The sequence below is a fragment of the Bradyrhizobium manausense genome (assembly GCF_018130615.1).
Taxonomy (GTDB): domain Bacteria; phylum Pseudomonadota; class Alphaproteobacteria; order Rhizobiales; family Xanthobacteraceae; genus Bradyrhizobium; species Bradyrhizobium manausense_A.
Window position 1 is genome coordinate 62,575 of record NZ_JAFCKB010000014.1, and the last position, 12,695, is coordinate 75,269.

The following is a 12,695-nucleotide window of genomic DNA, read 5'->3' on the forward strand; positions in this document are numbered from 1 at the left end:
GGTCAGGCGGTCAGCCAGACGTATTCGGCGAAGGCGTAGCCCATCATGCCGCCGAGCGGATTGGGCTCAAGTCCCTTCAGCTTGGCGGTGATCGCATCCACGTTGGAAATGTAGGCCGGAATGATCGTGGCGGCCTGTTCCGACACCATCACCTGCATCTCATTGTAGATCTCGTGACGCTTGGCTTGATCGAGCGAGCCGCGAGCCTCGACCAGCAGCTTGTCGAATTTCTCCGAGACGAAGCGGCTCTCGTTCCACGGCGCATCCGACTTGTAGAGCAGGGAGAACAGGATGTCGGGCGTCGGGCGCGGGTTGATGTTGCCGAAATGGATCGGCGCCTTCAGCCAGTAATTGCTCCAGTAGCCGTCGGAGGGCACGCGCTTCACGTCGAGCTTCATGCCGATCTGGGCGGCGCTGGCCTGGACGATCATGGCCATGTCGACTGCCGAGCTCGGCGCATCGGAGGTGATGACCTCGACGGTCTGACCGAGCACGCCCGCCTTCTGGAAATGGAATTTGGCCTTGTCCGGGTCGAACGATTTCGGCTTGAGGGCGGCGTTGTGGTAGACGTTGACGGGCGAGACAGGCTGGTCATTGCCGATGACGCCGAAACCGCGCAGCGCCGATTTGACGATCTGCTCGCGGTTGACGATGTATTTCATGCCCTCGACGAAATCCCTGCTGTTGCCGGGCGTCATGTCCATGCGGATGTTCAGGTCGGTGTAGGTCCCCGATGTGGTCGTTGACAGCGCGAAGCCGTCCTTGCCGTCGAGCAGGCGCACCGACCGCGGGTTGATCGAGGCACCGAGATGGATGTCTCCGGACAGCAGGGCGTTAATTCGGGCGCTCTCGTCCGGGATGGCGAAGAACTCGAAGGAGTCGACGTTCGGGCCGCTCTTGAAGTAGTTCGTGTTCCGCGCGCCGATCGAGCGTTCGCCGGGCGTGAACTGCTTGCAGGTGAAGGCGCCGGTGCCGTTGCCCGAGGAGAAATCGGTGGTGCCGTCGGCCACGATCATGAAGTGATGCATGGACAGGATCGTCGGCAGGTCCGCGTTGGGGCTCGCCAGCGTGACCTCGACGGTCGTCTTGTCCACGGCCTTGAAGTCGGTCATCTGGGATGCGATCGCCGCGACCTTCGATCCGGTCGCCTTGTCCAGATGGCGCTTCAGCGAGAAGATGACGTCGTCGGCGCCGAGGCTCTTGCCGTTGTGGAAGGTGACGCCCTTCTTCAGCTTGATCGTCCAGGTCTTGGCATCGCTGCTTTCGATGGACTCCGCGAGCTCCATCTGGGCCACGCCGGTCTGGTTGAGAAATGTCAGGCGATTGTAGAAGGAGCAGCAGCGAACGTAATCGGTCGAGAGCGAGGCTTTGGCCGGGTCCAGGGTGTCGGCGGTGGATGAGGACCAGGCCGCGGCTTTCAGGGCGCCGCCTTTCACGGGGGTCGCCGCCACCGCTTCCGACGCACGGCCGAAGACCGTGCTGGCCGCGGCCATCGCCACGCCGTTCGCGAGCATTAGCTTCAGCAGGTCGCGGCGCGAAGCCCCGCGCCGGATTGCGTTCTCGATCGTGGCATCGTCCGAAGAAGACCAGTTCGTCGTGTTGCTCATGTCAATCCCTCGCTGGCTAAAGCTTACGGCTGGTGTTGCGGGGAGCGGCAGATTGTTCTGCCGCGCCGTTATGGTGGAGGCTGGCGCGATCCGTCACAACGACGTTTGTCGCGTCTCCCACCCAGGACTGCATTCTTTCCCGCGATCGAAGTCTCGCAGGATAGTCCCGCGGCTTTGGCCGAAAAAACCGCGAGCCGCGGCACAAAATTGCGAAGATGTCTCTGTTTCTAGTATTTCGGACCTGCGTCCAGCCGGCTCATTGTGCATGCCTACTAATGTTGCAGCGCGGCGCGAACTTCGGCATCGGCCAGCGTCTCGTCGAGAGTCCTGGCGGTGCGCTCGATGATGGCGTCGATATCGGAGTCAGTGCAGCAGAGCGGCGGCGCATAGCCCAAGACGCCGGTCGGGAAGGCCCGGATGACCAGACCGTTCGTCCAGGCGCGTTCGAAGATGCGCTTTGCCGGCTCGGCCGCAGCCGGGAGTGGCGTCTTGCGGTTCTTGTCGGTGACGAGCTCGATCGCGGCCAGCATGCCGCGGCCGCGCACGTCTCCGACGAGGGGATGATCCTTCAACGACCGCAGGCCCGCCATGAGACGTGCTCCCGCCCTCAGGCCATTCGCAAGCAGACCGCTTTCGTAGAGGCGCAGCACTTCCAGAGCCACGGCGGCACTGACCGGATGCGCGGAGTAGGTGTAGCCATGGCCGACGGCGCTCGAGCCTGCCGCATCGGCGATCGTGTCGTAGACGTGGTCCGACATGAAGACCGCGCCCATCGGGACGTATCCAGAGGTCAGTCCCTTGGCGACGGTCATGAGATCAGGGACGACGTCGTCCTCGCTGCACGCGAACAGGGGTCCCGTCCGGCCGAAGCCGGTGATGACCTCGTCGGCGACGAAGAGGATGCCATAGGTCTGGCACCGCGCGCGCATGGCTTTCATCCAGCCTTTCGGCGGCACCAGCACGCCACCCGAGCCCTGGATCGGCTCGGCGTAGAATGCGGCGACGCGCTGCGGGCCGCCGATCTCCTCGATTTTTGCATCAAGCGCGGCCAGCGAGGCCGCGATGACGGCCTCGTCGCTCTCGCCGGCCGGATTACGATAGACATAGTGCGAGGGGATTCTGTGCTGCCAGCTCAGCGGCACGCCAAAACCCGCGTGGAAGGCGGGCAGGGCCGTCAGGCCGGCGCCGACGGTCGAAGAGCCGTGATAGCCCTGTTCGACCGAGATGAAATGCTCGCGCTGCGGCTCGCCCCTGGCGTGCCAATAATAACGGATGAAACGGACCGTGCTGTCGACGGCATCCGAGCCGCCGAGCGTGAAATAGACATGGTTGAGGTCGCCGGGCGCCCGCTCTGCCAGCTCGGCCGCAAGCCGGATTGCGGGCTCCGATCCGAGACTGAAATAGCCCGTGGCGTAGGGAAGCTCCTGCATTTGCTTTGCCGCGGCGGCAACGATGCTGTCGTGACCGTAGCCGGCATTGACGCACCAGAGCCCGGCAAAGCCGTCGATGAGCTGATGCCCGGAAGCGTCCGTTACGGTGGCTCCCTTGGCTGATCTCAGCACCTTGACGCCGGCCGCTTCGTGACCCCGGTAGGAGGCGACCGGGTGGATGAGATGGGCTCGGTCGAGCTCGATGAGAGAATTGCTGAGCATCAAGGTCTCCGCTTATCCAAATGCCTGGCTGGCGAGGGCAAAGGTGGTCAACGGCCCGAGGCAGGACCGTGCAGTGTTGGGACGTTGCATGGCGATTCCTTCGTCAACCCGGGTCAGTCCATGGTGTGCGAGCCATGCGCTCAATTGAGAGCCTTCAGCCGTATCGACGCGGACGAAGCGCCCCTCGCTTCGGGCCATGAAGAATTCAATCAACGCTTTGCCGTCGTCGACATTTGCGGCGACCACGGGGCCGATCACCTCACCTCTGCCGAAGGCACGTGACCCCGCAAATCCGATAATGCCCTGGCCGCGATCGAGCACGGCCAATTGGCCGACCTTCGCAAGCGCACGCAGCAGGTCTCGTCGGTCCGCGCCGTAGGCGCTCTTATCCAGCTCGATGATCTCGACGATGTCCTGCGCCTCGGCCGGCCGGACTTTTGCGGGCGACGCAACATGCCGTGTCTGGCCCTGATGCTGGACGATCGTGCCGGTCTGCCAAAAGCCGAGTTTCTGATAGAGCGGGGCGCCCTCACGCGTTGCGATCAGCCTCAGCTTGCGCGGCCCCGCCAACGCGATGACCGCTTCCATGAGCTGGCGGCCCAATCCGCGCCCGCGGGCGGCTTCATCGACGATGACCATGTTGATGGTCGCGACGTCCTGCGCGTAGGGCGTCATCAGCACGGTCCCGAGCACCGTTGCGGCATCGGAGTCCAGCGCCACAAATCCCATGCTCAGATCCAGCGCCAGTTGCCAGTCGTCGAGGCGGTGAGGCCACCCGGCCTGACGTGAAAGGCGCAGCGCGCCTTCGAGATGTTCATCGCGTAACGTGGTGAGCGAGATCGTGCTCTGGGTCATAGACTGGCTTTCCTGTCCGCCTCCAGTCTCTTACGTCGGTGACATGCAGATCGTCTGAAGGGCCCCGCGGGAACGACATCTTTCACCGCAGGCGACGGAAAAGCCGCATCTTATGCCGCGTTGACGCTCTATTGTTGCGGCCCTGACATTGTGCGAGCGCACCAGGACAGGGATGATGAGCCAGTTTCGCCCGAAATACGTGACCTTCGACTGCTACGGCACGCTGACGAATTTCCAGATGGCCGAAGCGGCGCAGGATCTTTATCGTGCGCATCTTCCCGAAGCGCAGATGGCTTCGCTCGTGCGGGATTTCGCGGCGTATCGGCTCGACGAGATTCTCGGCGACTGGAAACCCTATGCCGACGTCATCCACAATGCGCTGGAGCGCGCCTGCAAGCGCAACGGCGTTGCCTTCAAGTCCGAGCATGGACAGATGGTTTATGAGCGCGTGCCGAGCTGGGGACCGCATCCTGACGTTCCTGCCGGCCTTGCCAAGGTCGCCAAGGAGATTCCGCTCGTCATCCTCTCCAACGCCATGAATGCACAGCTGCCGTCCAACGTGGCCAAGCTCGGGGCGCCGTTTCATGCCGCGCTCACGGCCGAACAGGCTCAGTCCTACAAGCCTCGCATGAAGGGCTTCGAATTCATGTTCGATACGCTGGGCTGCGGGCCCGAGGATGTGGTGCACTGCTCCTCGTCCTTCCGCTATGATCTAATGACGGCGCACGACCTCGGAATCAAGAACAAGGTGTGGGTCAATCGGGGGCATGAGCCCGCCAATCCCTATTACGGCTATGTCGAGATCAAGGACATCGGCGGCCTGCCGGGCGTGTTCGGACTCTGAGCCGGCGGGACCTGCGGTGAAATACGTTTCCTACTGGCACGATACCGCACCGCGCTTTTCCGGCGGGACCGAAGGTCCCGTCGAGGGCCACTATGACGTTGCAGTGATCGGTGGCGGCTTCACGGGCCTCGGGGCTGCGCGCCAGCTCGCGAAGGCGGGCGCGAAAGTTGTCGTTCTCGAAGCAGATCGGGTGATCGGCGGCGCGTCGGGGCGGAACGGCGGCCATCTCAACAACGGTCTCGCCCACAGCTATCTCGCCGCCAAGGCGGAGCTCGGCAAGGAGCGAGCCGTCGCGCTCTACCGCGCGCTTGATTCCTCCATCGACACGCTCGAAGCGCTGATCGTGGAGGAGGGCATCGCATGCGATTTCCGCCGCGCAGGCAAGCTGAAGCTCGCCTCCAAGCCAAAGCATCTTGATGCCATCGCGCGCAATTTCGAAGCGCTTCATCACGAGGTGGACCCGGACACCGCATTGCTGTCGGCTCAGGATCTCGGCGCGGAAATCGGCTCACCCTTCTTTGGCGCGATGCTCTCGAAGAAGAGCGCGATGATGCATATGGGACGCTATGGCATCGGACTGGCCGAGGCGGCCAAGCGCCGCGGCGCTGTTATCTTCGAGCAGGCACCGGTGACGGCGCAAACGCGCGAAGGATCGCGCCACCGGCTGACGACGCTTCGCGGCAGCGTCACGGCCGATCAGGTGTTGCTGGCAACGGGCGCCTACACCACACCGAATTTCAGTTACTTCCGGCGACGCCTCATCGCCGTCGGCAGCTTCATCGTCGCGACAAGGCCACTGAATGCGGCCGAAATTGCGGCCACCATGCCGGGCAACCGCACCTGCGTCACGTCGATGAATGTCGGCAATTATTTCCGCCTGGCCCCCGACAACCGTCTGATTTTTGGTGGCCGCGCGCGCTTCTCGGCGACGTCGGACCAGCGTTCCGACGCCAAGAGCGGTGCCATCCTCGTCGAGGCTCTCACGCGAGTCTTCCCGCAACTGGCCGGCATCGAGATCGACTATTGCTGGGGCGGGCTCGTCGACATGACCAGTGACCGCTTTCCGCGCGCCGGCTATCAGGACGGGCTGTGGTATGCGATGGGCTATGCCGGTCACGGCGCGCAGCTGTCGACCCATCTCGGCATGATCATCGCCGACGCGATGCTCGGACGCGAAGACCGCAATCCGATGAAAGGGCTCGATTGGCCCGCGGTGCCCGGCCATTTCGGCAAGCCGTGGTTCCTGCCGATGGTGGGACTATACTACAAGATGCTCGATCGCATTCAGTAGGGCGCGAGGCGGATTGCGCCTCGCCCGCGGCCTAGCCCAATCCGCCGATGTGAAAAGCCTTGGTCTCGAGGTATTCCTCGATCCCGATCTGCGCGCCTTCGCGCCCCAGGCCTGATTGCTTGATGCCGCCGAACGGCGCCACCTCGGTCGACACCATGCCGGTGTTGAGGCCGACCATGCCGGCTTCCAGCGCTTCCGCAACGTGCCAGGACCGCTTCAGGTCGCGCGTATAGAAGTAAGCGGCAAGTCCGAACGGCGTCGCGTTTGCAATGGCAATCGCCTCCTCGTCGGTCTTAAAGCGGAACAGAGGTGCGACAGGACCGAACGTTTCCTCGTGCGCCAGCACCATGTCGGTGGTCGCCTCGGTGAGCACGATCGGTGCGGTGAATTGCGGCCCCTCGGGCAAGGCGACCGGTTCGGCGGCGATGCGGGCGCCCTTGGACAAGGCATCGGCGACGTGGCGGTTGATCTTGCTGATCGCCGCCTCGTTGATCATCGGTCCGATCGCAATGCCCGGCTCGAGGCCCGATCCGACTTTCATGGTCCTGACGCGGGCGACGAGCTTTGCCGCGAAGGCGTCGTAGACGCCCGCCTGCACGAGGATCCTATTGGCGCAGACGCAGGTCTGACCGCCATTGCGGAACTTCGACATGATGGCACCCTCGACCGCGAGGTCCAGATCGGCATCGTCAAAGACGATGAAGGGCGCATTGCCGCCGAGCTCGAGGCTCACGCGCTTGACGCTGTCAGCTGCACCGCGCATCAGCAGCGAGCCGACGCGGGTCGAGCCGGTGAACGAGATCTTCCGCACCGTCTCGTTGGCCATGATCTCCGCGCCGATCTCGCTCGGCAGGCCGGTGACGATGTTGATGACGCCCGCGGGAATTCCGGCGCGCTCAGCCAGCACGGCAAGAGCCAGCGCCGAATAGGGCGTGAAGTCCGATGGCTTGATCACGACGGTGCATCCAGCCGCGAGCGCGGGAGCCACCTTGCGCGTGATCATGGCGTTGGGGAAATTCCAGGGCGTGATGATCGCGCATACGCCAACCGGCTCCTTGAGGATGACGATGCGCCGGTCGGGTGTGGGCGAGGGGATCGTGGAGCCGCCTATTCGCCGGGCCTCCTCCGCGAACCATTTGACGAAGGAGGCACCGTAGCGGATCTCGCCCTTGGACTCTTCCAATGGCTTGCCCTGCTCCAGCGTCAGGATGCGCGCGAGATCGTCGAGATGCGCGATCATGAGGCCGTGCCAGGCCTCCAGAAGGGCGGCGCGCTCCGCATTAGTTTTCGCGCGCCAGCCCCCGTAAGCCTTCGCGGCCGCGGCAATGGCGGCGCTTGTGTCGTCCCGTCCCATGTCCGGGACGGATCCGAGAACGGTCTGCGTCGCCGGGTCGATCACGTCGATGGTTGCGCCCGAGAGCGCGCCTTGCCATTGGCCGCCGATCAGGCCCTGCTGGCGGAAGAGCTGCTTGTCGCTGAGGTTCTGCATCTGTTGCGCCTTGTCGATCAGGAGAGACGGGAGAGCACGGCTGCGGTGATTGCTTCGGTGCGCTCCTTGCCCGGAATCGTACCGATGCCACTGGACGTGGTTGCTTCGAGGGCGGCCATGATGCGTGCGGCTGCCTTGGCCTCGCCGAGATGGTCGAGCATCATGGCCCCGGACCAGATCGCTGCGATCGGGCTGGCCGTGCCGAGATGGGCAATATCGGGGGCCGAGCCGTGAACGGGCTCGAACATCGAGGGCGCGTTGCGCTCCGGATTGATATTGGCCGAGGCCGCAAAGCCGAGCCCGCCCTGGATGGCGGCGCCGAGATCGGTCAGGATGTCGCCGAACAGGTTGGAGGCGACGACGACGTCGAGGCTCTCCGGCGCCATCACCATGCGGGCGGCGAGCGCGTCGACGTGATAGCTCGTGCACGCGACATCGGGATAGTCGGCGCCAACCAGCCGTGTGACCTCGTCCCAGAAGACCATCGAGTATTTTTGCGCATTCGACTTGGTGACCGAGGCGAGCTTCTTGCGCCGCTTGCGCGCCTGCTCGAACCCGAACCGCAGGATTCGTTCGACGCCGGCGCGCGTGAACACAGAGGTCTCGACCGCAATCTCGGCGGGGGTGCCCTGATGCACGCGCCCGCCGGCGCCCGAATATTCGCCCTCGGTGTTTTCGCGGATGCAGAGGATGTCGAATGCGGTCGTCTTCAGCGGACCGTTGACGCCCGGCAGCAGGCGATGCGGCCGGACATTGGCATATTGCGTGAACCCCTTGCGGATCGGCAGCAGCAGCCCATGCAGCGATGCGGCATCGGGCACCTCCGCCGGCCAACCGACCGCGCCGAGCAGGATCGCATCGTATTGCTGCAGTGTCTTGATGCCGTCGGCGGGCATCATCGCGCCGGTCTCCTTGTAGAAGGCGCAGGACCACGGAAATGTCGTGCCGCTGAGCGCAAAGCCGGACTGCTTCGCAGTTGCTTCCAGCACGGTCCATGCGGCGTCGGTCACGTCGCGGCCGATGCCGTCGCCGGGAATGAGTGCGATTGCGTAAGTCTTCATGAGAGCCCTCCGATGTGGATGAGCACGCTCTTCGAGCGGCGATTGGCGTGATAGGCTTCGCGGCCGAGATCCTTGCCGATGCCGGAGTGCTTGTAGCCCCCGGTCGGCAGGATGTGATCGCGCGAGCGGCCGTAGCGGTTGACCCAGACGGTGCCGGCAGCAAGAGCGCGCGTGATCCGCATCGCGCGTGAGACATCGCGGGTGAAGAGCCCGGCGGCAAGACCGTAGGTCGGGTGATCGGCAAGCGCCAAGGCTTCGTCCTCGGTCGTGAACGTCTGCAGCGTCAGCACCGGCCCGAAGATCTCCTCGGTGAGGGCGACGGAAGATCGATCCACATTGGCAAGAAGGGTCGGCGTATAGAAATAGCCCTTAGCCTCCATCGGCTCACCGCCGGTCAGGCACTCGGCGCCTTCAGCGCGGGCCGTTCGCACCATCGTGTGCATCCGCGATCGCTGCTTCTCGGAGATGATCGGGGAGTAGGTCGTCGCGGCATCCCAGGTGGGACCAGCCTGGACGGCTTGCATGCGGGCAATGATGGCGTCGACCAACTGCTTGGCCACCAAGGCGTGGGCGATCAGCCGCGATCCGGCAACACAGGCCTGGCCGGCATTTGCAAGGATGCTGCCGGCAATCGCGGCGGCGGCCTGGTCGAGATCGGCATCGGCGAAGACGATCTGCGGGCTCTTGCCGCCGAGCTCGAGCGTCATGGGTTTGATGCCGGTGCGGGCGATATTCGCCATGATGGCAGCACCCGCGCCGGTTGATCCGGTAAAGCTCACTTTCGCAATGTCGGGATGTCCGGTGATGGCGGAGCCGGTCGTTGCCCCATCGCCAAGCACGATGTTGATGAGCCCGGCAGGCAGCCCCGCCTTGACCGCCAATCGGGCGAGCACGATGGAGGAGAACGGCGTCATCTCCGACGGCTTCAGCACGACCGCATTGCCCGCGGCGAGAGCCGGCCCGAGTTTCCAGCCCGCCATGTTGATTGGAAAATTCCAGGGTGTGATGGCGCCGACAACCCCGTAAGGCTCGGTCATGATCATGCCGAGATGGGCGTCGTCGGTGGGCGCGAGGTCGCCGCCCTCCTTGTCGGCGAATTCGGCGAAGAAGCGGATTTGCTCGGCGGTGATCGCGATGTCTCCCGCAACGAGTTGACCGACCGGGCGGGTGGATGAAATCGCCTCGACCCTGGCGAGCGTCTCGGCTTCACTCTCGATGAGATCGGCCCAGCGCTTCGGGACGCCGGCTCGCTCGCGCGGACGCACGCCGCCCCAGTTGCTGGTCCTCAACGCCGTCCTGGCGGTTTGGACGGCCTCGTCCACGGTCTCGGCGGAGGCGACCGGACACTCGGCGTAGTGCGCACCGTCGGATGGCCGGTGCAGCGGAAGCAGGCCGGGGGATTCCTGCAGCCGATCGCCGATGAAGTGGCCGATCGGCAACTGAACCTGGTCGGGGTCGAAGCTCAGGCTCATGACACCGTGACGTAGATCTTGCGCACGGTCTCGATCGTCTTCCACACCCCCGTAAATCCGGGCTTCATGACGAAGCTGTCGCCGGCTTTGAACGTCATCGGGACGCCGCCGTCCGGCGTGATCTCGATCGTGCCGGCGAGGATGTGACAGAATTCAAAGGTCTCTCCCTTGATCGAGCGCGTCTCGCCCGGCGTTGCTTCCCACACGCCGGTGTGCACGAGGTCGCCCTTGGCCTCGTCCTGTGCCCAGGTCTTGAAGTGAGGCGCGCCCGCAATGAGCCGCTCCGGCATCGGGCCGGATTCCTTCGGGGCGAAAGTCGGGTTGGGGTCGATCCGTTTCAGCAGCAAAGTCGGGCTCCTCTCAATAACCACGGGTCCGGTCGACGAGCCCGACGAGGTCGAGGCCCGCTTCATATCGCTTGATGTTGTCGATGACCGCGCGAGCGGCGGTGTCCGCCTGGGTGACGCTTGCCACGTGCGGGGTCAGCAGCACTTTCGGATGGGCCCACAAGGCATGATCGCCGGGCAGCGGCTCCGGCTCGGTCACGTCGACGACCGCGCCGGCAAGCTGACCCGTATCGAGAGCCGCGAGGAGTGCGCTGGACTCGAGCTGCGCGCCGCGCCCGGCGTGGACGAGGGCCGCGCCTTTCGGCAATTGTGCAAAGAGGTCTTGATTCAGGATCCCGCGCGTGGCCCCGGTGAGCGGCAGCAGGCAGATCAGGATGTCGGTTTCGCCGAGCATCCGGCCGAGGCCGGCATCGCCGCTATAGGTCGCAACACCCTCGATCGTCTTGTCCGACCGGCTCCAGCCGCTCAGGCGGAAGCCGAACGGCCTCAGGCTTTCCAGCACCGCGCGGCCGAGCACGCCAAGTCCGAGAACCCCGACACATCGGTCGGTCGCCTGCTTCTGCGGCAAAGCCCGCCATTCGCGGCGTCGCTGCAAATCGAGGTAGGCCGGGATGTTGCGGTGGAGGGCCAGCACCGCGAGAGTGACGTATTCCTGCATCATCCGGATGATGCCGTCTTCCACCATCCGGACCACCTTCACCTCGGGCGGGATCGCCGTCAGCCGAAATTGATCGATGCCCGCCCCGACCGAAAACAGGATGTCGAGGTTACGGTATTGTTCCAGGGCTTCCGGCACGGACCAGGTGATGATGTAACGGATATCGGCCGGAGAGACCGTGGCCGGGCCGATGGCGAAGGGCAGGTGTGGGAGCTCGCGCGCGAAGGCTTCGCGGAACACAGCCCCGCGCTGAGCGTCGGAATTGAAGAGAAAGGTCATTGTCGAATTCGGACGCGCGGAGAATGGCGAGCTTGCCGGATTGAACCAGGCTATCGGACCCGCAATCTCGGTCGGTGCCGAATGCGGTTGCGATTTGGTGGAATGTTTCGTTGGACGGCGGTTCCGGAACGCAATCTGCGGCGGAGCCCGGTGTAAGCTGAGCCCGACCGAGCTCGGAGCCGCCGACGTCGACCGCCGTCGAGCCGATCAGGGGGCGACATGAAATCGCGCACGACCAGTTCGCTGACGATCGACGCATTCGACGCGCGTGCGGTCGACATCGATACGGTGGAGCTCGATCAGCTTTATACGCTCTCGATCGGCGTCGGCTGGCCGCATCGTCCGGAGGACTGGCAGTTTCTGCGTGATGCCGGCCACGGCATCGTCGTTCACGATGAGATCGGACGGGTGCTGGGCTCCGCGATGTGGTTTCCGCATGGGGCGGATTTTGCGACGGTCGGCATGGTCATCACATCGCCCCGCCTTCAGGCGCTTGGCACGGCTCAGTGGCTCATGAAGCGCGTTCTGTCCGCGTCCAAGGGGCGCAATCTCCGCCTCAACGCCACGCATGCAGCGCGCAAGCTCTATCTATCGCTCGGCTTCCGCCGCGAACGGACGGTGTTCCAGCGCCAGGCAGAGGTGCAGCGGCTCAGTGAGATGCCGCATCTTCCTGAAGGGACCGAGCTGCGGGAGCTCAATCGCAAGGACCTGCCGGCGATCGCTCAACTCGACGCGCAGGCGTTTGGTGCCTCGCGCCTCGATTTGCTGGCGGCCCTCCTGGAGCAATCCACCGGCTTCGGGCTCTATCGGCAGGGGCGCCTCGTCGCATTCGCGCTGTGCCGCCCGTTCGGGCGAGGGCATGTCGTGGGTCCGGTCGTCGCGTCGAACGACGAGGACGCGATCGTGGTGGCTGCGCCTCATGTCGCGGCCCATGAAGGACGGTTCCTGAGGGTCGACACGCACCTCGCCGACGGCGAGTTCTGCGCCTTCCTGGCCCGGTCCGGCCTTGCCTTTTTCGACACGGTCACGACGATGTCGCTGGGAGGGGAGTTTCGCGATCCCAACGATCGCTCTGGGACGTCGCCCGTGACTTACGCGCTCGCAAGCCAGGCACTCGGTTAGGTCATCGCCGGACGAACC

General features: G+C 64.5%; 11 protein-coding genes. 3 read left to right on the top strand and 8 right to left on the bottom strand.

All coding sequences use genetic code 11. The features are described 5' to 3' along the window. Positions 1–2: 2 nt before the first annotated feature. The 3 genes from JQ587_RS24115 to JQ587_RS24125 form a co-directional block, all read right to left on the bottom strand. Positions 3–1,607, bottom strand: a complete 1,605-nt coding sequence (locus JQ587_RS24115) for an ABC transporter substrate-binding protein (protein ID WP_212426931.1) — start codon at positions 1,605–1,607, stop codon at positions 3–5. 272 nt (positions 1,608–1,879) lie between these two features. Beyond that, on the bottom strand, positions 1,880–3,259 hold the full coding sequence (locus JQ587_RS24120; RefSeq protein WP_212299941.1) for an aspartate aminotransferase family protein: 1,380 nt from the start codon (positions 3,257–3,259) through the stop codon (positions 1,880–1,882). 12 nt (positions 3,260–3,271) lie between these two features. After that, positions 3,272–4,114 (bottom strand): GNAT family N-acetyltransferase, encoded by an 843-nt coding sequence (locus JQ587_RS24125; RefSeq protein ID WP_212299940.1) that lies wholly within the window; start codon positions 4,112–4,114, stop codon positions 3,272–3,274. A 175-nt stretch (positions 4,115–4,289) separates the two neighbouring features. On the opposite strand from JQ587_RS24125, the gene JQ587_RS24130 reads away from it, so the two are divergent. After that, positions 4,290–4,958, top strand: coding sequence for a haloacid dehalogenase type II (locus tag JQ587_RS24130; protein ID WP_212426932.1), 669 nt, complete (start codon positions 4,290–4,292; stop codon positions 4,956–4,958). A 16-nt stretch (positions 4,959–4,974) separates the two neighbouring features. Further along, complete coding sequence (locus JQ587_RS24135) at positions 4,975–6,249, top strand: NAD(P)/FAD-dependent oxidoreductase (protein WP_212426933.1); 1,275 nt, start codon at positions 4,975–4,977, stop codon at positions 6,247–6,249. Positions 6,250–6,280: 31 nt separating this feature from the next. Here JQ587_RS24135 and JQ587_RS24140 read toward each other — a convergent pair whose 3' ends face one another. The 5 genes from JQ587_RS24140 to JQ587_RS24160 all read right to left on the bottom strand — a co-directional run bounded on the left by JQ587_RS24140 (position 6,281) and on the right by JQ587_RS24160 (position 11,555). Continuing rightward, the gene (locus JQ587_RS24140) at positions 6,281–7,738 is read right to left on the bottom strand and encodes an NAD-dependent succinate-semialdehyde dehydrogenase (RefSeq protein WP_212426934.1); all 1,458 of its coding nucleotides are present in this window, start codon (positions 7,736–7,738) and stop codon (positions 6,281–6,283) included. A 17-nt stretch (positions 7,739–7,755) separates the two neighbouring features. Beyond that, positions 7,756–8,799, bottom strand: a complete 1,044-nt coding sequence (locus JQ587_RS24145) for a tartrate dehydrogenase (RefSeq protein ID WP_212426935.1) — start codon at positions 8,797–8,799, stop codon at positions 7,756–7,758. Then, the gene (locus JQ587_RS24150) at positions 8,796–10,271 is read right to left on the bottom strand and encodes an aldehyde dehydrogenase family protein (RefSeq protein ID WP_212426936.1); all 1,476 of its coding nucleotides are present in this window, start codon (positions 10,269–10,271) and stop codon (positions 8,796–8,798) included. Before JQ587_RS24150 ends, JQ587_RS24145 begins: the two co-directional genes overlap by 4 nt. Next, a complete protein-coding gene (locus JQ587_RS24155) occupies positions 10,268–10,561 on the bottom strand; it encodes a cupin domain-containing protein (RefSeq protein ID WP_212427003.1) in 294 nt (97 codons plus the stop codon). Before JQ587_RS24155 ends, JQ587_RS24150 begins: the two co-directional genes overlap by 4 nt. Before the next feature lie 70 nt (positions 10,562–10,631). Further along, the gene (locus JQ587_RS24160) at positions 10,632–11,555 is read right to left on the bottom strand and encodes a 2-hydroxyacid dehydrogenase (RefSeq protein ID WP_212299934.1); all 924 of its coding nucleotides are present in this window, start codon (positions 11,553–11,555) and stop codon (positions 10,632–10,634) included. A 219-nt stretch (positions 11,556–11,774) separates the two neighbouring features. Between JQ587_RS24160 and JQ587_RS24165 the strand changes: the two genes are divergently transcribed. Next, entirely contained in the window at positions 11,775–12,677 is a 903-nt protein-coding gene (locus tag JQ587_RS24165) for a GNAT family N-acetyltransferase (protein WP_212426937.1), read from the top strand. The last annotated feature ends 18 nt before the right edge of the window (positions 12,678–12,695 follow it).